The organism is Streptomyces sp. NPDC028928 (assembly GCF_055564915.1).
This window is the reverse complement of sequence record NZ_JBVHVI010000001.1, coordinates 759,381-779,212: the sequence shown is the minus strand read 5'-3', so window position 1 is coordinate 779,212 and position 19,832 is coordinate 759,381. Positions and strand designations below refer to the sequence as shown.

19 protein-coding genes are annotated in these 19,832 nt (G+C 74.2%); 12 read left to right on the top strand and 7 right to left on the bottom strand.

Going from position 1 to position 19,832, the window contains the following annotated elements; all coding sequences use genetic code 11:
- The first annotated feature begins 582 nt into the window (after positions 1 to 582).
- The 4 genes from ACZ4U1_RS03550 to ACZ4U1_RS03535 all read left to right on the top strand — a co-directional run bounded on the left by ACZ4U1_RS03550 (position 583) and on the right by ACZ4U1_RS03535 (position 2,501).
- The gene (locus ACZ4U1_RS03550) at positions 583 to 894 is read left to right on the top strand and encodes a hypothetical protein (RefSeq protein ID WP_467899101.1); all 312 of its coding nucleotides are present in this window, start codon (positions 583 to 585) and stop codon (positions 892 to 894) included.
- A gap of 21 nt (positions 895 to 915) precedes the next feature.
- A complete protein-coding gene (locus ACZ4U1_RS03545) occupies positions 916 to 1,152 on the top strand; it encodes a hypothetical protein (RefSeq protein ID WP_467899100.1) in 237 nt (78 codons plus the stop codon).
- A gap of 434 nt (positions 1,153 to 1,586) precedes the next feature.
- The gene (locus ACZ4U1_RS03540) at positions 1,587 to 1,712 is read left to right on the top strand and encodes a hypothetical protein (protein ID WP_467899098.1); all 126 of its coding nucleotides are present in this window, start codon (positions 1,587 to 1,589) and stop codon (positions 1,710 to 1,712) included.
- A 39-nt stretch (positions 1,713 to 1,751) separates the two neighbouring features.
- Entirely contained in the window at positions 1,752 to 2,501 is a 750-nt protein-coding gene (locus tag ACZ4U1_RS03535; protein WP_467899096.1) for a bestrophin-like domain, read from the top strand.
- Here the strand turns inward: ACZ4U1_RS03535 and ACZ4U1_RS03530 are convergent.
- The gene (locus ACZ4U1_RS03530) at positions 2,483 to 3,478 is read right to left on the bottom strand and encodes an acyl-CoA desaturase (RefSeq protein WP_467899093.1); all 996 of its coding nucleotides are present in this window, start codon (positions 3,476 to 3,478) and stop codon (positions 2,483 to 2,485) included. The two genes, ACZ4U1_RS03535 and ACZ4U1_RS03530, sit on opposite strands and share 19 nt — an antisense overlap.
- Positions 3,479 to 3,707: 229 nt before the next feature.
- On the opposite strand from ACZ4U1_RS03530, the gene ACZ4U1_RS03525 reads away from it, so the two are divergent.
- On the top strand, positions 3,708 to 5,876 hold the full coding sequence (locus ACZ4U1_RS03525) for an acetoacetate decarboxylase family protein (protein ID WP_467899091.1): 2,169 nt from the start codon (positions 3,708 to 3,710) through the stop codon (positions 5,874 to 5,876).
- A gap of 34 nt (positions 5,877 to 5,910) precedes the next feature.
- Positions 5,911 to 6,171 carry a hypothetical protein gene (locus tag ACZ4U1_RS03520; protein WP_467899089.1) on the top strand — a complete coding sequence of 87 codons (261 nt, stop codon included), beginning with the start codon at positions 5,911 to 5,913 and terminating at the stop codon, positions 6,169 to 6,171.
- Between the two features lie 11 nt (positions 6,172 to 6,182).
- On the opposite strand, the gene ACZ4U1_RS03515 is transcribed toward ACZ4U1_RS03520, so the two are convergent.
- Together ACZ4U1_RS03515 and ACZ4U1_RS03510 are read right to left on the bottom strand one after the other, a co-directional pair.
- On the bottom strand, positions 6,183 to 7,802 hold the full coding sequence (locus tag ACZ4U1_RS03515) for a peroxidase family protein (RefSeq protein WP_467899086.1): 1,620 nt from the start codon (positions 7,800 to 7,802) through the stop codon (positions 6,183 to 6,185).
- A gap of 58 nt (positions 7,803 to 7,860) precedes the next feature.
- Positions 7,861 to 9,150 carry a cytochrome P450 gene (locus tag ACZ4U1_RS03510; protein ID WP_467899084.1) on the bottom strand — a complete coding sequence of 430 codons (1,290 nt, stop codon included), beginning with the start codon at positions 9,148 to 9,150 and terminating at the stop codon, positions 7,861 to 7,863.
- A gap of 89 nt (positions 9,151 to 9,239) precedes the next feature.
- Here ACZ4U1_RS03510 and ACZ4U1_RS03505 point away from each other — a divergent pair, with 89 nt between their 5' ends.
- The 3 genes from ACZ4U1_RS03505 to ACZ4U1_RS03495 all read left to right on the top strand — a co-directional run bounded on the left by ACZ4U1_RS03505 (position 9,240) and on the right by ACZ4U1_RS03495 (position 12,405).
- Positions 9,240 to 9,929 carry a lysophospholipid acyltransferase family protein gene (locus ACZ4U1_RS03505; protein ID WP_467899082.1) on the top strand — a complete coding sequence of 230 codons (690 nt, stop codon included), beginning with the start codon at positions 9,240 to 9,242 and terminating at the stop codon, positions 9,927 to 9,929.
- A 253-nt stretch (positions 9,930 to 10,182) separates the two neighbouring features.
- On the top strand, positions 10,183 to 11,430 hold the full coding sequence (locus tag ACZ4U1_RS03500) for a beta-ketoacyl-[acyl-carrier-protein] synthase family protein (protein WP_467899079.1): 1,248 nt from the start codon (positions 10,183 to 10,185) through the stop codon (positions 11,428 to 11,430).
- A 39-nt stretch (positions 11,431 to 11,469) separates the two neighbouring features.
- Positions 11,470 to 12,405 carry an acyl-CoA desaturase gene (locus ACZ4U1_RS03495; protein WP_467899077.1) on the top strand — a complete coding sequence of 312 codons (936 nt, stop codon included), beginning with the start codon at positions 11,470 to 11,472 and terminating at the stop codon, positions 12,403 to 12,405.
- A gap of 24 nt (positions 12,406 to 12,429) precedes the next feature.
- Here ACZ4U1_RS03495 and ACZ4U1_RS03490 read toward each other — a convergent pair whose 3' ends face one another.
- Together ACZ4U1_RS03490 and ACZ4U1_RS03485 are read right to left on the bottom strand one after the other, a co-directional pair.
- Positions 12,430 to 13,008 (bottom strand): GNAT family N-acetyltransferase, encoded by a 579-nt coding sequence (locus ACZ4U1_RS03490; RefSeq protein ID WP_467899076.1) that lies wholly within the window; start codon positions 13,006 to 13,008, stop codon positions 12,430 to 12,432.
- Between the two features lie 225 nt (positions 13,009 to 13,233).
- The gene (locus ACZ4U1_RS03485) at positions 13,234 to 13,371 is read right to left on the bottom strand and encodes a hypothetical protein (protein WP_467899074.1); all 138 of its coding nucleotides are present in this window, start codon (positions 13,369 to 13,371) and stop codon (positions 13,234 to 13,236) included.
- Between the two features lie 706 nt (positions 13,372 to 14,077).
- Between ACZ4U1_RS03485 and ACZ4U1_RS03480 the strand changes: the two genes are divergently transcribed.
- From ACZ4U1_RS03480 to ACZ4U1_RS03470, 3 genes are all read left to right on the top strand, one after another.
- Positions 14,078 to 14,953, top strand: coding sequence for a helix-turn-helix domain-containing protein (locus ACZ4U1_RS03480; protein WP_467899072.1), 876 nt, complete (start codon positions 14,078 to 14,080; stop codon positions 14,951 to 14,953).
- 114 nt (positions 14,954 to 15,067) lie between these two features.
- Complete coding sequence (locus tag ACZ4U1_RS03475; RefSeq protein WP_467899070.1) at positions 15,068 to 15,883, top strand: SAM-dependent methyltransferase; 816 nt, start codon at positions 15,068 to 15,070, stop codon at positions 15,881 to 15,883.
- A gap of 191 nt (positions 15,884 to 16,074) precedes the next feature.
- Entirely contained in the window at positions 16,075 to 16,575 is a 501-nt protein-coding gene (locus ACZ4U1_RS03470; RefSeq protein ID WP_467899068.1) for a hypothetical protein, read from the top strand.
- A gap of 67 nt (positions 16,576 to 16,642) precedes the next feature.
- On the opposite strand, the gene ACZ4U1_RS03465 is transcribed toward ACZ4U1_RS03470, so the two are convergent.
- Both ACZ4U1_RS03465 and ACZ4U1_RS03460 read right to left on the bottom strand, forming a co-directional pair.
- On the bottom strand, positions 16,643 to 17,713 hold the full coding sequence (locus ACZ4U1_RS03465) for a glycerophosphodiester phosphodiesterase family protein (RefSeq protein WP_467899065.1): 1,071 nt from the start codon (positions 17,711 to 17,713) through the stop codon (positions 16,643 to 16,645).
- A gap of 951 nt (positions 17,714 to 18,664) precedes the next feature.
- The gene (locus tag ACZ4U1_RS03460) at positions 18,665 to 19,798 is read right to left on the bottom strand and encodes a PP2C family protein-serine/threonine phosphatase (protein WP_467899063.1); all 1,134 of its coding nucleotides are present in this window, start codon (positions 19,796 to 19,798) and stop codon (positions 18,665 to 18,667) included.
- Positions 19,799 to 19,832: the final 34 nt, after the last annotated feature.

Below are 19,832 nucleotides of genomic sequence, written 5' to 3'. Positions count from 1 at the left end.
TGGGCCGGGCCCTGGCCCTCGGCCGCGCCACCGTCTTCTACGACGTGACCAACACCGGCAACCGCACGGTGTTCGACCTCCACCTCACCGACCCGGTCCTCCAGCCGCCCCTGATCGTCTGCCCGGCGGGCGGTGACATCGTCCCGAGCCTGGAACCGGGCGCTACGGAGCGGTGCGTCGCGACCGTGGAGCGGCCCCCGGGCTGGTACCTCAGCGAGGGGCACGTGACCGGAAGCGACCGGATCAGCACCATCCGGCCCGACGGCTGCCTGGAACCGCCGCCGCTGCTCAAGGCCAAGGCGACCGGCGAGTTCACGCTGCACGAGCCGACACCACCGCCGCCCCCACCCCCGCCTCCGGTCCCTGTACCACCGCCCCCCACACCGGCTCCCGTCCCACCGCCGGTCCTGCCCCCACCCCCACTCCCTCCCGTCCCCCCACTCCCTCCCGTCCCCGCGCTCCCTCCCGTCCCCGCGCCGGTGCCGCCCCCTGTACCCGCGCCTCCCCCCGCGCCACCGGTCCTGCCGGTGCCGCCCGGAGCCGTCTTCCCCCCGCCCCCGCCGCTGCCGCCGGCCGGTACGGGTGCCCCGGTACCGGGGCTGGTCGTGCCTGCGCCCGGCGTGGCGCCTCCTGCGCCGGGGCTGGCGGCTCCCGGCGCGGCGGCGGGCGCCGCGGCCGGTGCTGGAGCGGGGGCGGGCGCGGGCGCCGGTGCCGGTGCCGGGGCCGGTGCCGGTGCCGGCGGCGGTGCGGCAGCGGGAGCAGGTGCCGGTGCCGGTGCAGTCGCGGGTGCCGGGGTCGGCGGTGGTGCGGGTGCTGCCGGTGCGGGGGCCGGTGGCGGTGCGGCCGCGGGGGCGGCAGCGGCCGCAGGTGCCGGAGCAGGCGCCGGTGCGGTAGCGGGCGCGGGTGGAGCGGTGGGTGCGGCCGCAGGTGCAGGTGCAGGCGCAGGGGCCGCGGCGGGTGCCGGCGCTGCTGCCGCCGGTGCTGGGGCGGCAGCCGGTGCGGGTGCCGCGGCCGGTGGAGCGGCAGCGGGCGCCGGAGCGGCAGCCGGGGCTGGAGCCGCAGCCGGAGGAGCGGCTGCAGGTGCCGGAGCGGCCGCTGGCGGAGGAGCGGCGGCCGGGGGAGGGGCCGCCGCAGGAGGAGGAGCAGCCGTAGGAGGAGGAGCAGCCGCAGCTGCCGGAGGAGCAGCGGCGGCCGGTGCGGCCGCAGGCACTGCAGCCGGCCAAGGCGGGACAACCGGAGGCGCGGCAACCGGTGGCACAGCGAACGGTGGCGCAGCAACTGGTGGTGCAGCAACCGGTGGTGCAGCAACCGGTGGTGCAGCAACCGGAGGTCAGTCGACGGGCGGTCAGTCCACTGAAGGCGAAGCCACCCAGGGCGGAACCACCCAAGGCCAGTCCACCGGAGGCCAGTCCACCGGAGGCCGATCCACCACGCCAGGCCGCCCCACGACCGCACCCCCCACCACCTCGTCCGCCGCCCCGTCGTCCCCCGGCACCTCGTCCCCCGGCACCTCGTCCTCCCGCGCCCCCTCCCTCCACACCCCGTCCCCCCACACCTCCTCCCAACGCCCCCGCACACCGTCCATCATGTCCCGCTTCATCCGCCCAGGCGGTGGTCCGACAGGGCTCGGGCTGCTCGTCGTGCTGTTCCTGATGCTGATCCCGGCCGCCCTCGCCGCCGCCCTCCTCGGCTCGCGGCGCATCGGCAAGTAGGCGGCGGGCAAGACACCGAGACGACAGGAGACAGACCCGATGATCGAGACCTTCGCCGTCGTTCTGGGGATCGCCGTGGTCACCGCGGGCATCGTGGTGATCCGGCACCACTACTGGCCGCCCGCCCCGGACGAGGAACCACGTGAGGACGTCGCCGAGTACATCTCGATGATGGTCGGCGTGCTCTACGCGCTCGTGCTCGGTCTGTCGATGGTGTCCGTGTGGGAGACCCGGTCCGGCGCGGTGAGCCATGTGCAGGCGGAGGCGAGCGCCGCGCACCAGATCCGGCTGTTGTCCGCGGGGTTGCCGGCGTTGGAGGGGGAGCGAACCCGGGGTGCCGTCGACGCGTACGTCCACCACGTCGTGTCCGCCGAGTGGCCCGCGATGGCGGCGGGGCAGCCACCGGACCGGCGCGGCTGGGATCTGCTGAACGACCTCCGGGCGGCCGGACAGCTCCCCGCCGACGCCACCCCGGCCCAGCAGGCCACGCTCCAGGAGACCCTGGCCCAGCTCAGCGCGCTGGACGACGCCCGGCGCGGCCGGGAGGCGGACGCGGCCGACACCCTGTCACCCGTGCTGTGGTTCGGGCTCGTCGTCGGCGGGGTGCTCACAGTGACCTTCATGTTCATGTTCGGGGTGCGCCGGAGCTTCACCCACATGGTGATGGTGATGGGCCTGAGCGCGCTCATCACCTTCACCGTGCTGCTGGTCTACCAGCTGAACGAACCCTTCAACGGCATGTTCGCCGTCGACTCCTCCCCGTTCACCCGCTACTTCCCGGTCGGTTGACCGTGCGGCACCCGTCGGCCGGCCGCCTCCGCGCGCAGCCGTGCGGTGATCCGCCGCTCGTCCGGCCACCGCACGTCGTAGGCCCAGCCCCACCGCTCGAACCGGGCGATCAGCCACGCCGTGAGGTCCGGCTGGCCGCGCAGTCCGCCGTGCCGGGCGCTGACGGGGTCGGCGTGGTGGAGGTTGTGCCAGCCCTCGCCGAAGGTCAGCAGGGCCACCCAGGGCACGTCACGGGACTGCTCCCGGGTGGTGTAGTGGCGCGGACCGAAGGCGTGGGCGACGGAGTTGACCGACCAGGTGACGTGGTGGACGACGGCGTACCGGACCAGGCTCGCCCAGAAGAACGTCACCAGCGCGGAACGCGTGTCCTGCGTGACCGCCAGGACCAGCGCGGGCGGCAGGCCCAGGGAGACGACGATGGCCAGCGGGTAACAGCGGTCCAGGCGGCGTACGTCCGGGTCGGCGAGCAGATCGGGGGCGTAGCGCGGGTAGTGGGAGCGGACCGGCGAGGAGGAGAACCAGCCGACCTGGGCGTGCCACAGCCCCTTGAGCAGCGCCCGCCGGGTGGTGCCGTACTTCCACGGCGAGTGCGGGTCGCCCTCCCGGTCCGCGTACTGGTGGTGGCGCCGGTGCTCGGCCACCCACATCGTCACCGGGCCCTCCATGGCGAGACCGCCGGCGACCCCGAGGGCGACCCGCAGCGGTCGTTTCGCCTTGAACGACAGGTGGGTGAAGTGACGGTGGTAGCCGGCGGTGATGCCCATGATGGACAGCGCGTACATACCGGCGCCGAGCACCCCGTCGTACCAGCGCGGCCCCCAGCCGCCGGCCAGGGCGACGGGCAGGGCCAGTGCCAGCACCGCCAGCGGGCCCACCACGAGCGTGAGCAGATAGCCGGTGCGCAGTCCGAGACCCACCGGAACGGTGTCGGGCAGCGGGGGACGGACGCCCTCCGGGTGTTCGCGGGACAGGGTCACGGCGCGCCTCCCACGAGGGGTGGCGGGGGAGTACAGGGGGTCATGTGCGGCGATTATGCGCCAGCCATATGCCCGTGGAGCCCAGGCTCGGCGGGCCGTGCGGCACCCGGCGGCATCCTCTACCTGGATGGATGAAGGTGCGGGAGCGATCCCCCTGGCCGACCATGGGACCGGGGTCGCTGCCTCGGACGCGGCCCCGCCCCGTGTCGTCGAACCCAGGGAGCGTCGGATGCGAGCGGACGGCACCGCACCCGGACGGCCCGCGCCGGACGGCCAGGACGCCAGGGAACTGCTGCGCCGGTGCGCGCGGGACGTGGTCGACGTCGCCGAGGGCATCCGCGCGGTGTCCGGGCGCACCAGCACCGCGCTGTTCGCCCCGGCCCTGACCGCCTCCGCGCGCCGCCGCCCCCGTACCGGCCTCGCCGCCCAGTGGGCGCTCCTGCGGGCCCTGACGAACAAGCAGGGCCTCGGCGGGGCGGCGCTGACGGCCCCGAAGGGGATGGGGCACGTCCTCGGCGCCGCCGGGGAGGTGCTGGGCCGGGAGAGCCTGGCCGCGCTGGTGGCGGTCACCTCGCTGCGGCTCCGGATCGCCGCCGTCCTGGTCGACCACCCCGAGTTCGTGCGCGATCCCGGCATGCGCCGGCTGACCGAGGCCGTCACCGCCGACAAGGACCTGGCGGCCGTACGCTCCCTGCGTGCCCTCTTCCGCGACCAGGGCGCCCAGCGCGCACTGTCCGGGCTGGCCCCGCTGATGGCCGAACTCCTCGCGATCCGCGCCCTGCTGGACGAGGACCCGAAGAACGACGAGACCGGCTGGGCGCTGGCCACCGGCCGGGAACTGTCCGCCGACCCGCTGCACGGCATCAGCGCCGCCCATCTCGCCGGCATGGACAAGGGCGAGGGCGCCGCCGAGGCCGTCGACCTGACCGACCAGGAGCGGCAGGTCATCGCTCCGGAGGGGTCTTTCCTCGGCTTCCTGCGGAACATCGAGATGCTCTCCACCGACGGGCGGATCCTGCTGCAGAACGTGCGCGGTCCGGACGGTGTCGTCCGCTACGTCCTCCAGGCGCCGGGCATGGCACCCGGCCGCCCCCGCAACGACTCCCCGCAGGACTTCGTCGGCGCCTGGCGCAACCTGTTCATGACCGACTCGCCGTACACCCGGTCGATCCTGCTCGCCCTGGAGGACTACGGCATCCCGCGCGGCGCCGACCTCGCGCTGATCGGGCACAGCGAGGGCGGTATCGCGGTGATGAACCTCGCCCAGGACGAGGAGTTCTGCCGCACCTACCGGGTCACCCACGTCGTCGCCGTCGGCTCCCCGGTCGACAACAAGAAGCCCGCCGACCCGCGCACCTGGGTCGCCAGCATCACCAACCAGCACGACATCGTGCCCGTCCTCGACGGCCGCGGCGCGGGCTCCGCGTTCGACCCGCACCCGCACTGGTACGAGGTCGACTACACCGGGCCCTCCCACGAGTTCCCGCTGTGCCACATGCTCCGCGAGTACATCGAGCACCTCAGGAGCGTGATCCCGGAGGCCCGTGAGCGCGTCGACGAGGCCCTCGCCCCCTACCGGGGCCCCGTCGTACGCACCCAGGCCTACCAGCTCAAGGACCGAGCCAACCCGCCCGAGGGCTACCCCTTCCTCACCCTCCCCACCACCTCGGTGCCCACCACGGCCGGCCCCATCGACGTACCGGTGCGCTACTACGACTCCTCCGCCGCCCACCTGTGCTACCCCGTCGACGCGGACACCGCCCGGGGCCTGCTGCCCGACGTCACCTGGATGACGCCGAGCCGGCTCGGCCGCCGGGCCGTGGCGGTGCTGTCGCTGTACGAGCACCGCTGCACCACGATCGGCCCGTACACCGAGATCGCCCTGTCCGTGCTGGTGGACGACCTGTGGCGGCCCCGCCCCTACGACGCGGCCCTGGACCTGCTGCGCCGCGTCGACCTCAGGCGCACCGGCCGCCATGTGCTCTGCCTCGCCGTCACCAGCGAGGAGGCACGGGTCGTCGGCCAGGAGATCTGGGGCCAGCCCGCGCACCGGGTGGCCGCCGAGGCCGATCTGACGGGCCGGCAGATCGGCGTCCGCTCCCCGGACCTCGGCCTCGCCGTCGACGGCCGCCTCGGGCCCGGCGTCCGCTGCCCCGAGGCCGACTGGATCCTCTACGGCCGCCGGGGCGAGAGCACGATCCGCACCCTGGTCCGGGCCCACGGCAGGCTGCGGCTGCACACCGGCGGCGGCGTCCGGCTGCGACTGGACACCGCGGCGGCCGAACCCCTCGCCGGACAGCTGCGCCGGCTCGGCATCGACACGGCCCGGCCCCGGTTCGTCCTCACCTGCCCCCAGTTCATGCTCCACCGCAGCGCCGGCGCCGTCCTGCCGCGCTGACACCCCCCACCCCCACCGCCCGCGGGAGCACGCCATGGTGACCGAGTCCCCCGACGTCACGTCGTACGACACCGAACTCCTCGGCCACGCCGAGGCATTGAGGTCGGACGCCGGCCTGATGGAGGAGTACGCGCGGCGGCTGCGCGCCTCCGCGGCCACCCTGGGCGGCTGCCCCGCGGCCCCCGAGTGGAGCGGCCCCACGCTGGAGCGGCAGGCCGCTGCCTGTGACACGGCGGCGGAGCAACTGCGTACCGCCGCCGAGGCGTTGCTCACGCACGCGCGAGCCGGGGACTGAACCGGCGCCGGTCAGCGGGTCGCGGCCCGGGCGTCGGCCGCGCTCCGGCCCAGCGTCACGACGTAACGGCTCTTGTCCTCCGGCAGGTTGCGGTGCACCAGGTCGGAGAAGCTGCGCGTCCGGCGGACGATCTCCATGCCCTCGGCGGAGAAGGTGGCGGGCCCGAACAGGCGGGGCGCGAGCAGCGGGTTGTTCAGCGCCTCGGAGAACGCGTCGACGGAGATGATGCGTTCCAGCAGCCGCCCGAAGATCGCACCGGGCTCCGGCTCCTCCGCGAACAGCCCCACGTACAGGTCGATCGCGTCGACGTCGCCGTACAGGTCCAGCAGCGCCTCCTGGACCCGCGGGTCGCCGGAGATCTGCCGGGCGTCGGTGACCCGGGGGAAGCCGTAGTAGGCGCGGTAGTCGTTGTACGAGGCCAGTCGCAGATCCCGGCCCACGGCGACGCTGCGCGCCTCGATCGGCAGCAGCAGCTCGTCGGTGTTGAACAGGCCGGACAGACCCGCGGGCTGGCGGGACAGGTCCTCGAAGAGCGGGCCGAGCCCCCGGTCCACGACCAGCTGCCCGTTGGCGATCGTCCGCGCGAGCGGCACCGGGCGGCCGGCGATGGTGTACGTGGACGGGATCAGGCTGTGCCAGCGGTAGACGAGACTGAACTCGATCGTCGCCCAGTTCTCCCGGTGCCACACCCCGCGGTCGGTGCGGACGGGGTCGAGGACGAAGCCGAAGTGGTACGGCGTGATGTGGTTGATGTACTCCTCCAGCATCACCCGGATCATCGTCACGATCAGCGTGTTGCGGGTGGTCTGGAAGACGCGTTCGTCGTCCCAGTCCGGGTGGGCGGCGGCGAGGACGCCGGCGACCCGGTTGTGCTCGCGCAGGAACAGCACGGTCAGCGCCATCGGCCCGATGTGCGCGTGGGCGCGTTCCCCGCCGCACGCGAACAGCGTGTCCACGAACTCCGCGGGCACCTCGTCGAACCGGACCGGTCTGATCGCCCGGAACTCGTTCCTGATCCGCCCGCCCTCGCACAGGGCGGGCGGGAACTCGGCACCGTCGATGAACCGGCTCTTCAGCCGGCCGCCCTCGAAGGTGCGCAGGCAGGCGGTGACCTCCTCGCGGTCGCCGTACAGCTGGCACATGTCCAGGGTGTGCGGCGAGTCGGTGCGGCGCGGGTCGCCGGTGGCCGCGTGACCGCGCAGGAAGCCGTCGGTGAACCACTGCGCGAACGCCGGCAGCAGCGCGCTGGACCGGGTGCAGCAGCGGCCCTCGCCCTCCCGGCGGAACAGTTCGGCCACCTTCTCCGGCGCGGGCAGGCCCTTCGGCGGCTCGGTCACCGGCGGCAGGTGCCGGCCCACCCAGGAGCGGTCGGTCAGCGAGTCCCAGGAGGTGTAAGGGGCCTTGGTGCTCAGCGGATCGGGACGTGGCGGCGCCTTCAGCACGGCCAGGTCGGTCAGCCTGGAGTTGAGCCGGCGGTGCAGCCACCGGCTGCGCTGGGCCGCCTGCCAGGCCGGGCCGTAATGGGTCAGCAGATGCGTCTCGAAGCGGTTGCGCAAGCCGTCCCGGGACCGGTCCCTGGCCCCGGTCCACGGCACGGTCCGGGTCTGGGGCGGGCGAGAGGTGACGGTCATGGGTCCTCCGGTCGGTTCGCAGGGTGGATCCCGGCGCCAGGCCGTGGTCAGCCGAGGGTCATGGCCGGGCCGTGGTCACGGTGGGGCGGCCGGCGCGCACCGGGTAGTGCTGCGGGAACGGGGTGCCCGCGTAGTCCAGGGCGCGTTCGCCGCCGGGCAGCGGGCGTACGCCGGGGCGCAGCAGCACACGCCGGACCAGCTCGGGCACGATCACCTGGGCCGCGTACCTGCCGACGCAGTCGTGGGCGCCGTAGCCGAGGACGAGGTTGTGCGCGGGCGGGCGGCCGGGCCGGAACTCGGCCGGGGCGTCGAGCACCTCCTCGTCGAACATCGCCGACGCGAAGCAGGCCAGCACCACGCTCTTGGCCGGGATCACCGTCTGCCGCGGGGTGCCCGCGGCCAGCACGTGGTCGCGCAGGCACAGCCGGGGCGTGATGGGCACGAACGGGTGGAAGCGCAGGGCCTCCCACACATAGGCGTCGAAGCGGGCCGGGTCACCCTCACCCGCCGCGCGCACCGCCTCGGCCAGCGCCTCGGGGCGCACGGCGAGTTCCTTGAGCGCGGTGGCGGTGCACTGGGTCGCGTTCTGCTGGTATCCGGTCAGATAGCCGACCAGGTTCGCGTTGATCCGCTCGTCGTCGAAGCCGTACTCGTCGGGCAGCCGGGTGCGCAGCATCCGGCCGAGGACGTCGTCGGGGCCGCCGTCGTGGGCCGTGTCCCGGCGGCGGGCGATCAACTCGGCCACCGCGTCGTGCAGTTCACGGCCCGCGGCCACGCCCGCCGCGTGGATCTCCGGGTCGCGGTCGGGATTGACGGCGAACGCCCACTGCATCCGGCGGGTGCAGGAGTGCAGCGTCTCCTCCTCGACGCCGGTGAAACCCAGGTAGGCGATGGCGACCCGGGCGGCGGCCACCCGGGCGTAGTCCTGGATCAGGTCGAAGGTGTCCGCGCCCCGGCCGGTCACCTCGTCCAGCACCTCGTCGGCGATCCGCGCGGTCAGCTCCCGCACCCGGGGCGCGTCCTCGGCGGCGAGCATCAGCTGCCCGTACCCGCGCTCCCGCCAGTGCACGTCGGCGCCGTCCCGGGCCAGGATGAACGGCGCCCCGAGCACGTCCTCCAGCGCCGGGCCGAACACCCCCACGGTGAACGTCCCGGGCGCCGACAGCACCTCCAGGACGTCGGGGTGCCGGGTGACGAACACGCCGAGGGGCGTGCCGAACACCGGCCGGCGGGCGCGCAGCTCGGCGAAGAGGGCCGCCCTGCCGGTCGTCATGGTCGTGCGCAGCAGGGCCACCCGCTGCGGGACGTCGTCCTCCGGGATCGCGTCGTACGCGGCGAGAAAGTCCATGACGGCCATTCAGCCACCGGCCCGTGGACACCGCACGTCAAACAGGCATTCGGGGCAGTATGGGCGAAAGCGGCGGAGAGGAGTGCGTGATGCTGTCCGCATGGGCCGGGGCCCTGGTGCCCGTCTTCAGCGACACGAGCGTGAGCGGCACCGGGCACCTGGCGCAGCCACCCGGCAGCGGCTACGTCCTCGCCGCCAACCACACCTCGTTCTTCGACCCGGTACTGCTCGTCGGCACCCTGCACCGGCTCGACCTGCGCCCCGCCGTGCTCGCCACCGCCGGGCTGTGGCGGGTGCCCCTGCTCGGCCGGGCCCTCACCCGGGAGGGCCATGTGCCCGTCCACCGGGGCAGCCGCCGCGCCCCGGACGCGCTCCGGGCCGCCGCCGACGCCCTCGCCGCCGGGCGCGCCGTGCTGATCTACCCCGAGGGAGGCCTGCCCCGCTACAACGCCTCCCACGACCGTCCGCCGGGACGCCTGAAGTCCGGAGTGGTCCGACTCGCCCTGTCGACCGGTGCCCCGGTGATCCCCCTCGGGCACGCGGGCGCCCGCCGCGTCTCCTCCGGCAGTCGCGCGAAACAACTCGCCGGCTGGGCCACCGCCCCCGTGCGCCGCCCCCGCGTCCACGTCCACATCGGCCCCGCCGTCCACCTGGACACCTCCGCCCACCCACTGGACGACCTGGAGACCGCACTGGCGGCGGCCTGGTCGAGCGCGGTCCACGCCCTGGGCGACGGCGCCGACGGGGACGACGGCCGCCTGACCGCTGGGCGGCGCTGACGTCTTCGGACCTGTCGGCCCGCGGGGTGGCGCTGCTGTCTTCGGGTGTCTCCGGGTTCGTGTGTTGTGGGTTCATGTGTTGTCGGGCGGTGTCCAGGCGTTCCGGTGCGTTTGCCGCCGGGCGGTGCGGACGTCTTCCGGTCCGCCCCCTCCGGTACCCGTTCGCGCATCCGGGTGGTAGCACCCCCCGACCTTGACCGAACGAGTTGTGGCGGGGCGGAAGCGTGTCGGCCGGACCGGATAATCACGGCCCATGCAGCAGGTGAGAGCAGGCGTACGCCGCGCCCCGGTCGCCGTCACCGGACTCGGTCTGGTGACCCCCGCGGGCATCGGCCGGGACGCGGCCTGGAAGGGGCTGTGCGCCGGGCGGTCCACCGCCACCGCCGATACCGCCCTGGCCGGGTTGCCCGTGGCGTTCTCGTGTCAGGTGCCCGCCCTGGACGCGGCCGGCCTGCTCGGGCACCGGCTGGCCCGCAGGCTCGACCGGTTCACGACCTTCGCGCTGCTCGCCGCCCGCGAGGCAGCGGCCGACGCCGGACTCGACACCGACGGCTGGGACGGCGCCCGGGTCGGCGTGGTGATGGGCGTCGGCACCGGGTCCATGCAGGGCTGGCAGGCAGAGTTCGACCGGCTCGCCGGCCACACCCCCGAACGCGTCTCCCCGCTCGCGCTGCCGCGCAGCGTGCCCAACATGGCCGCCGCCGAGATCGCCCTGGACCTCGGCGCGCGCGGCCCCAACATGGTGGTCAGCACCGCCTGCGCCTCCGGCACCAGCGCGCTCGGCCTGGCCCGGGACTGGCTGCTGTCCGGCCACTGCGACCTGGTCCTGGCCGGCGGCAGCGAGTCCGCCCGACTGCGGATGACCGCCGCCTGCTTCGCCCAGATGCGCGCCCTGTCCCGCCGCGCCGACACCCCGGACGCGGCCTCCCGCCCCTTCGACCGGGACCGCGACGGCTTCGTCCTCGGCGAGGGCGCAGCCGTCCTCGTCCTGGAGCGTACCGAGGACGCCCGCGCCCGCGGCGCCCGCACCGAGGCGCTGCTCGCCGGGTTCGGCGCCTCCTGCGACGCCCACCACTTCACCGCCCCGCACCCCGACGGCGACGGCGCCGCCCGCGCCCTGAGCGGCGCCCTCGCCGACGCGGGCCTCGCCCCCGAGGACATCGACCACGTCAACGCGCACGGCACCGCCACCCCGCAGGGCGACGCAGCCGAGCACAAGGCCCTGCGCCGGGTCTTCCGCCGGCCCCCGCCCGTCACCGCGGTCAAGGGCACCATCGGGCACGCCATCGGCGGTGCCGGGGCCATCGAGGCGGCCTGCACCGTCCTCACCCTGCGCCACCAGCTGATCCCGCCCACCGCCAACCTGGACACCCTCGACCCGGAGATGGACCTGGACGTCGTCACCAAGGCGCCCCGCCCGCACCGGATACGAGCCGCCGTCAGCAACTCCTTCGGCTTCGGCGGCCAGAACGCCGTGCTCGCCTTCACCGCCGTCGACTAGTCCGCCCCGGTAGTCCGCCCCGGCCGAGAAAGGGTCGCCATGTCCTCGGAGTGCTCCGGAACCGGCCCGCCGGCGGCCGGCATCCGGTTTTGGCCCACCGGCGAGCAGCTGATGATCGGCGTCTTCGTCGCCGTACCGTTCCTCGCCCTGCTCGCCGCCGTGCCGCTGGCCTGGCGGCACGGGCTCAGCCCCGTGGACCTCGCGCTGGCCGTCGCCTTCTACCTGGTCAGCGGACTCGGCATCACCGTCGGCTTCCACCGGCACTTCACCCACGGCTCCTTCAAGGCCAGACGGCCGCTGCGGATCGCGCTCGCGCTGGCCGGCAGTCTCGCCGTGCAGGGCCCGCTGATCACCTGGGTGGCCGACCACCGCAAGCACCACCAGTACTCCGACCGGGACGGCGACCCGCACTCGCCCTGGCGGTACGGGCACTCACCCCGCGCCCTCGCCAAGGGCCTGTTCTACGCCCATCTCGGCTGGCTGTTCGAGACCGAGCACGCCTCGGCCCGCCAGTACGCCCCCGACCTCGTCCGCGACCGCACCCTGATGCTGATCTCCCGGCGCTTCGGCTTCCTGGTCCTCGCCTCCGTCGCCCTGCCCGCGCTGCTGGGCGGGGCGCTGACCCGGTCCTGGCAGGGTGCGCTCACCGCGTTCTTCTGGGCCGGGCTCGTCCGGATCTGCCTGGTCCACCATGTCACCTGGTCCATCAACTCCATCTGCCACGCGGCCGGTTCCCGTCCGTTCCGCAGCCGGGACCGCTCGGGCAACGTGTGGTGGCTGGCCCCGCTCTCCTTCGGCGAGTCCTGGCACAACCTGCACCACGCCGACCCCAGCAGCGCCCGGCACGGCGTGCTCACCGGCCAGCTCGACGCCGGCGCCCGGCTGATCCGCTGGTTCGAACGCCTCGGCTGGGCCTACGACGTGCGCTGGCCGGACCGGCGCCGGGTGACCGGGCGCCGCCGGGGCACGACCTGACGATCACGGGCCACGCACTGACGGTCAACGGCAGCGCAGGGGCGTCCCGGTGTCGTGCCGGTGCCAGACGGCGTCGACCACGCGGCCGTCGGGCAGGGTGTGCCGGCGCGGGCCCTGGTCGGGGGCGAAGCCCGCGCGGGTCAGCGCCCGCCGGCTCGCGGTGTTCCCCGGCTCCGCTCCGGCCCGGACCGTGACCAGTCCCAGATGGGTGTGGGCCAGCTCCAGGCCCGCGCGGAACAGCTCCGCGCCCAGGCCCTGGCCCCGGCAGCCCGGCGCCAGCCAGCCGCCCATGTCGCCCGCGCGGGGCTGGAGTTCGAGGGCGCCGGCGTAGCTGAGGTCGGACCTGCGCACACAGACCAGGAGGAGCGGGTCGTCCGGGGCGGGTGTGTACGGCTCGGCCAGGGCGCGCGGGATACGGCGGCCGTCGTCACCGGCGGGCCGCCAGGCCAGCAGGGCCCGACGGGTGCCGGGGTCGGGCAGCACCTCGTCCGCCTGGGTGCCGAGCCACCGCTGTGCCTCGGCGTCCGCGCTCGCGGCGAGCGCCGCCACCACGTCCAGACGGGTCCGCGGGGTGAACAGCAGCAGCCGCTCGGTGGCGAGCACGTGCCGACCGGGCGGGCACCGCCCCGGCACGGGGAGCCCGGGTGCGGTCCGGCTGCGGCGGAACGGCGACCAGACCATGGGACCCCCGGCGCTACGGCACGCGCGGGCGGGCGCGGGATCCGCACGGAACCCGGCCGCCTGCGGGTGCGGACGCTCCGCACCGGCGGTGAATCTAGCGGGTCGCGGGCCGGATGCCGTAGCGGTACTGCCTCAGTGGTACGGCCATCAGTGCAACGGCCTTTCGCCGGCCGGGCGCGGGCCGGGGTGTACGGGCTGCGAGCCGGGCTTGGGGCGGGTGCGGGTCCAGGAGGGGTCGGCGGCCGAGACGTGGGTGAGGGGGGAGGTGGGGGTGGTGTGGTGCATGGCTGTCCTTCGGACGAGTGGGGGGATGGTCCGGGGCGGTGTGGTTGGTGGTGGGGGGAGGGGAGGCGGGGAGCGGGCGAGGCCTCTTCCGTGTCGCTGCGGAAGAGGCCTCGCCCGTGCCGGTGTTCGTCAGCGGGCGTCTGGGGGACCACCGCTGCCACGGCGGGCGGCGGGGCAGGCGAGCCGGTCGGCCCCGGAGGCGAGCCGGTCGGAGCCGTGAGGCCCAGGGAGTCGACCGGGACGCTCGCCTCCGGGTGGTATGGGGACACCGGCCGGGACCGGCAGCCGGTACGGCCCCGCCGCCAGGAACAACGCGCTCTGCGGGGAGGGGTGTCGGCTCGGTCTGCGGTGGTGGGGCGGTCGGAGGGGGGAGGGCGGAGTCATCGCCGTGCGCCTTTCGTCCGGCCTCGCGGGTGGGGGCGTGCGGGCGTCGGGCCGGCCGCTCGGGCAGCGGACGTCACACCGCCTGGCAGGAGGCCGTGCAGGCGGCCGGTCTTCCCCGAGCCGGCCGCTCCGTCCGCTCCGTGGGTCGGCCGGAGCAGTGAGTCCACTCTGGCACCTGCCAACGACGCTCCGCAACCGGCAAGTTGAAATTTGCAAGTGGACAAGTGCATGCTGCATCAGCCAGAACGTGATCGAATGGGGGCTGGGCAACCGATCGCGTGCGACGGTGACTCCGGAACCGGAATCTGAGGAGGGGGTGGGCGTGACCGCGGACACCGACTGGGGCGGCGCTCCTTCCGTGCTGCGCATGATCCTCGGCAGACAGCTGGAGGAACTGCGTACCCGGGCCGGCCTCAGCTATGCCGAGGCGGGTGCCGCCATCGGGGTCAGCCACTCCACGATCCGCCGCATGGAGGCCGCCAAGGTGGCCCGGCTGCGGCTCGCGGACGCCGAGAAACTCCTCCAGGTCTACGGCGTCACCGACCAGCAGGAGCTCGACACCTTCCTGCAGTCCGTCCGCGAGGCCAACAAACGCGGCTGGTGGCACACGTACCGCGATGTCATGCCCGACTGGTTCGCCGCCTACCTCAGCCTGGAGCAGGCGGCCCTGCAGATCCGCGCCTACGAGAACCAGTTCGTGCACGGGCTGCTGCAGACCGAGGACTACGCCCGCGCCCTGCTCACCACGGCCGGCCCGCACGCCTCCGCCGAGACCGTCGAACGCCGCGTCGCCCTGCGCCTGCGCCGCCAGGAGCTGCTGGCCCGGCCTGCGCCGCCCCGGCTGTGGGTGGTGATGGACGAGACCGTGCTGCGCCGGCCGGTCGGCGGCCCCGAGGTGATGCGCGCGCAGATCGACCACCTCGTCGAGGTCAACCGACTGCCCCACGTCACCGTGCAGCTGATGCCGTTCGCCAACGGGCCGCATCCCGCCCTGTGGGCCGGAGCCTTCCACCTCTTCCGGTTCCGGGCCCGCGAACTGCCCGACATCGCCTACCTGAGCGGCCTCGTCGGGGCCGTCTACCTCGACAAGGCCGAGGACGTCGTCGTCTACCGGGAGGCGCTGGACCGGCTCAGCGCCCAGGCCGCGCCCGCCACGAGGACCGAGACCCTGCTCGGCACGCTGCGCAAGGAGTGGTGACCCGCACTCGCACTCCCCTCCGCATCCGCAGCCGCATCCGAACCCGTCCCGCCCCTGCATCCGCACGCCCGACGCGAAGCCCCCCGACCCCTCGACCGAATGGGAGACACGGCGTTGCCCGACAACGGATGGCCGGCCGACCGCATCGACACCGAGAACGCCCACTCCGCCCGCATCTACGACTACATACTCGGCGGCAAGGACTACTACCCCGCCGACAAGGAGGCGGGCGACGCGATGTCCCGGGAGTGGCCCGCGCTCCCGGTGCACATGCGCGCCAACCGCGACTTCATGAACCGTGCCGTGCGCTGGCTCGCCGAGGAGGCGGGCATGCGCCAGTTCCTGGACATCGGCACCGGCATCCCGACCTCGCCCAACCTGCACGAGATCGCCCAGGCCGTGGCCCCCGAGTCCCGGGTCGTCTACGTCGACAACGACCCGATCGTGCTCACCCTCTCCCAGGGTCTGCTGACCAGCGCCCCCGAGGGCCGGACCGCGTACATCGAGGCCGACTTCCGTGACCCGGCGGCCATCCTGGACGCGCCCGAGCTGCGCGAGACCCTGGACCTGAACCGGCCCGTCGCGCTCACCGTCATCGCGATCGTCCACTTCATGCTGGACGCGGACGACGCGGTCGGTGTCGTACGCCGGCTGCTGGAGCCGCTGCCCTCCGGCAGCCACCTGGCGATGTCCATCGGCACCGCCGAGTTCGCGCCCGAGGAGGTGGGCCGGGTCGCCCGCGAGTACGAGGCCCGCAACATGCCGATGCGGCTGCGCACCCTGGACGAGGCCCACGAGTTCTTCGCGGGCCTGGACCTGGTCGAGCCCGGCATCGTCCAGGTACACAAGTGGCACCCCGACGGCAGCGGCGAGCAGGGCATCCGCGACGAGGACATCGCGATGTACGGCGCGGTCGCCCGCAAGCCGTGACAGACCCGGGGCCGGGGTCCGACCCACCTCCCGGACCTCGGCCCCGCCCCGGCCGGACGACGACAGCCACCCCAAGCGTTATGACCGGAACAGGCGGGTCGGGAGCGGAACCAGCCCCGGGGGAAAGGGGTCTTAGAGTCCGTGAACGGCCGGATAGGTCCGGTCGGGAAGAAACCGGGGGAATCACGCACATGTCCGTCCGCAACCGTAAGACCCTCCTGACCGCCGCCGCCCTCACCGCGGGCCTCACCCTGGCCGCCGTCACACCCGCCCTGGCGGGCGCCTCCGCGAGCCACACCACCCGCGCCGCCGCCGTCTCGTCCGCCCAGGGCGACCCGCGCAACGTCACCCAGCACGTGGCCGACTTCTACGGCGCCTACATCGACGCCGTATGGGCCACCGACGACGCCACCGCCGCGCCCGCCGCCCAGGCGCTGCGCGGTTTCTACCTCTCCGCCGCCGCCCGGAAGCAGGTCGCCGCCTACGAGAAGAAGGAGCACGCCGACGGCATCCTGTTCGCGCAGAACGTGCCGGTGAAGTGGAAGGTGACCTACACCGGCTCCGGCATGGGCCACGCCACCAGCCGGGTCACGCTCACCTGGGGCGACGGCCCGCACGCGCAGGTCAGCCGGATCGACGTCCAGTCCGACCTGAAGACCCTGAAGATCACCGGCCTCAAGCCGGCCGGCTGACCCAGGGGCACCGGACGTGGGTCCCGCCCCGCCCCATTCGAGGCGGGGCCCACGCCCGCCGCACCGGTCAGCCGCGGCCGTGCGGGCGGTAGGACCGCGGCAGCGGCATCCCGCGGTCCGCCATGATCCGCCGTACCCGGTCGGGATAGTCGGTGATGATCCCGTCGACGCCCAGGTCCATCAGAGCCCCGACGGTCGCCGGGTCGTCACAGGTCCACGGCACCACCTTGAGCCCCCGCGCGTGCGCCTCGGCGACCATCGCCGCGTCGGAGTAGAACCGGAACCCGGGGTCGCCGACCTTGCCGCTCTGCGGGAAGCCGTAGTTGGGGGAGAGGGTGGTGACCCCGGGCAGGGTCGCGGCCGCCCGGACGAAGTCCCCGCCGTAGTCGTCCGCGTCGATCCCGCCCAGCCACGGGGACGCGCCGGGCTTGCCGACCTGGAGGAAGTCGTAGTTGGTCAGCGCCACCAGCGGCCACTTCGGCGCCAGCCGGTGCATCACCCTGAGCGCGCCCCAGTCGAAGGACTGGATGGTGACCTGGCGCTCGATGCCCGAGCGGTGGATCTCCTCGTACACCCGGCGGACGAACACCTCGCGCGGCGCGGTCTGTTCGGGCGCGCCCGCCTCCACCTTGGTCTCGATGTTCAGCCTGACCCCCCGGGCGCGGTAGCTCTTGACCAGGTTCAGTACGTCCTTCAGCTCCACCATCCGGAAGCCCTTGACGACCTCCTGCTCGGGGAAGCCGGGCAGTTGCCGGTAGCCGCAGTCCAGGGTCCTGATCCGGGCGAGCGTCAGGTCCTTGACGTACTTGCCGACGTACGGGTAGATCGGGTCGCCGGGCGTGACCGGGCCGGTGTCCCTGCACTTGACGCCGCTGATCTGCCGGTCGTGGTTGACGACCACCCTGAGGTCCTTGGTGACCTGGGTGTCCAGTTCCAGCGTGGACACCCCGAGCCGCAGCGCCTTGCCGAAGCCCTCCAGGGATTCCTCGGTCGTCAGACCGAGACCGCCGCGGTGCGCCTGGAGGTCGAAGCGGGCCTTCGCGGGGCCGCCGGGCACCGCGTGCGCGGCCGCGGGGGACAGCAGCGCCGGCAGCAGGGCGAGGCCGGCGAGCAGGTGGCGTACGGTCGGGTGTCGCACGGGCAACGGAAACCTCCCGGGTCGAGGCGGGGCGGGACGGCGCCGCCACGGAACCAGCCGCCGGTCACATGCGCGGATGAGAACGAGCACGAGCGCACCGGGGCCGGCGGCGAGCACGGCAGTCAACTCACGCACAGGGGCGCCCCGTTGTCGAGGCCCCGCAGATTCTCGCAACGCGCGGGTGGGCCGGGCCACCCTCCGACCTGAACTTTGCCGCACGCCCAGTTGAACGCGGGCACCGACGTGACGCACCCGCGTGAGACCGACGCCGGCCCTGCTCCACCCCGGACCACCTGACGCCCGTCCGCCTTGCCCGCCCCGCCGCGCGACGGGCCGCCCGCGGCCCGCCCGCAGCGTCCGCTCCCCGGCCATCGCGCCAACCGCGGCCCGGCAGCCCGGGGCCGTGCGCCGGTCCCGCCTCTGCTGTCCGCGCTCAGGTCTGCCGGGCGTCGGCCGACCGACGGAGACCCAGCCCCGGGGGTCCGCCGTTCCCGTTCCCGGCCTAGCGCGGTCCGTTGGCCCAGGCTCCCGCCCACCGGTCGTCCACCGTCCATCAGCTCCCTGGCTCCGGCCCCCGGCCATCCAGCACCCCTCCGGCCTCGTCCCGGCCCGTCCGTCGCTCGCCGCCCTCTGGCGTTGGGGCGGGCCCTCCACGGTCCGCTGTGTTCTGGCCTTGGCCCCGGTCGGTGTACCGTCCGTCGGCCTCTGGCCTTGGCGCCGGGTCATCCACCGTCCGCTGTTCTGTGGCCTGGCCTCAGGCTGTCTACCGTCCGTCGCTCTCTGGCCTTGGCCCCGGGTCATCCACGGTCCGCTGCCCCCGGCGTCGGCTCCCGGTGTCGGCTCCCGGGGTTCGGCCCCCAGCCCCGGCCCTCGGGCCTTCCACCGTCCGTAGCTTTCCGGCCCCGGCACCGGCCATTCCCCCCTCCGCCGGCGCCGGCGCCGGGGCCGATGTCACCCGTGTCGCGTCGTCTCCTCCCGGCCGTGGTGGCGGCGGGTGCGGTGGATGGCGATGAGGGCGGCGTCGTCGCCGAGGCGGCCGCCGGCGTGGGTGAGGAGGTCGCGGCGTAGGTGGTGCATCAGGGCTTCGGGGCTGTCGTCGGTCCAGCGGGCGGCCCGGTCGGCGAGGGGGTAGAAGCGGCCGTGTTCGTCCCGGGCCTCCACGACGCCGTCCGTGTAGAGCAGCAGCGTGTCACCCGGTTCGAAGGAGAAGACGTCCAGCGTGTGCTCGGCCCCGCCGTGCACCCCGAGCGGAGGCGACGGGTGCAGGCTCGGAACCGTGACGGCGTGGCCGGGGCTCAGCAGCAGCGGCGGGGGATGACCGCAGCTGGTCATCCGGGTGACCGGATCGCGGTCCGGGATCTCCACGAGCAGCGCGGTGGCGAACCGCTCGCCCGCCTCCTCCGGGCTCTCCAGGTCGGCCGCGTAGCGGGTCACGCTCTGGTCCAGCCGGTTCGCCAGCTCGGCCAGCGGGATGTGCCGGTGGGCGCTCTCCCGGAAGGAGCCGAGCAGCAGCGCCGCCTCGCCGATGGCGGGCAGCCCCTTGCCGCGGACGTCACCGATGAGGAGGCGTACGGAGCCGTCGCTGAGGGTCGCCGCGTACAGGTCGCCGCCGATCTGCGCCTCGTCCTCCGCGGCCAGGTACAGCGAGGCGATCCGCAGCGGGCCGATCTGCTCGGGCAGCGGCCACATCAGGACGTGCTGCGCGGCCTCGGCGACCGTGCGGACCTGGGCCAGCTGGGCCTGCCGGCGCTCGCGCAGGGCGCTGTAGAGGACGGTGAGCACCACGAGGACCGTGAGGGTGATGATCTGCACGATGTGGTTGCTCGTGCCGATCCCCCCGTGGTGGATGCCGATGAAGATCTGGGCGGCGACCGCCAGCGCCCCGACGCCCGCCGTGGTCCGGGGGCCGGCGAAGGAGGGGGTGAGCGCGGGGGCGATCACCAGGGCCGGTCCGAGGTGGATGTCGGTCGGCGCCCGCAGGTCCACCACCGTGATCACCAGGATGAGCGCGACCGGGAGCACCAGCAGCGCGTGCGCCGACTGCCACGGCTGCCGCGGCCCCGCGCGCCGGATCCGGGGTGCCATGCCTACCAGCGTGCTCCCGGGCCGGTCGACGGGC

Excerpts from the sequence above, each read along its gene's own strand:
- ACZ4U1_RS03540 (WP_467899098.1), top strand. The coding sequence starts at position 1,587 with ATGTCCCGCTTCATCCGCCCAGGCGGTGGTCCGACAGGGCTCGGGCTG.
- ACZ4U1_RS03515 (WP_467899086.1), bottom strand. The coding sequence starts at position 7,802 with ATGACCGTCACCTCTCGCCCGCCCCAGACCCGGACCGTGCCGTGGACC.
- ACZ4U1_RS03535 (WP_467899096.1), top strand. The coding sequence starts at position 1,752 with ATGATCGAGACCTTCGCCGTCGTTCTGGGGATCGCCGTGGTCACCGCG.
- ACZ4U1_RS03495 (WP_467899077.1), top strand. The coding sequence starts at position 11,470 with ATGTCCTCGGAGTGCTCCGGAACCGGCCCGCCGGCGGCCGGCATCCGG.
- ACZ4U1_RS03525 (WP_467899091.1), top strand. The coding sequence starts at position 3,708 with ATGCGAGCGGACGGCACCGCACCCGGACGGCCCGCGCCGGACGGCCAG.
- ACZ4U1_RS03520 (WP_467899089.1), top strand. The coding sequence starts at position 5,911 with ATGGTGACCGAGTCCCCCGACGTCACGTCGTACGACACCGAACTCCTC.
- ACZ4U1_RS03510 (WP_467899084.1), bottom strand. The coding sequence starts at position 9,150 with ATGGACTTTCTCGCCGCGTACGACGCGATCCCGGAGGACGACGTCCCG.
- ACZ4U1_RS03485 (WP_467899074.1), bottom strand. The coding sequence starts at position 13,371 with ATGCACCACACCACCCCCACCTCCCCCCTCACCCACGTCTCGGCCGCC.
- ACZ4U1_RS03460 (WP_467899063.1), bottom strand. The coding sequence starts at position 19,798 with ATGGCACCCCGGATCCGGCGCGCGGGGCCGCGGCAGCCGTGGCAGTCG.
- ACZ4U1_RS03505 (WP_467899082.1), top strand. The coding sequence starts at position 9,240 with ATGCTGTCCGCATGGGCCGGGGCCCTGGTGCCCGTCTTCAGCGACACG.
- ACZ4U1_RS03500 (WP_467899079.1), top strand. The coding sequence starts at position 10,183 with ATGCAGCAGGTGAGAGCAGGCGTACGCCGCGCCCCGGTCGCCGTCACC.
- ACZ4U1_RS03470 (WP_467899068.1), top strand. The coding sequence starts at position 16,075 with ATGTCCGTCCGCAACCGTAAGACCCTCCTGACCGCCGCCGCCCTCACC.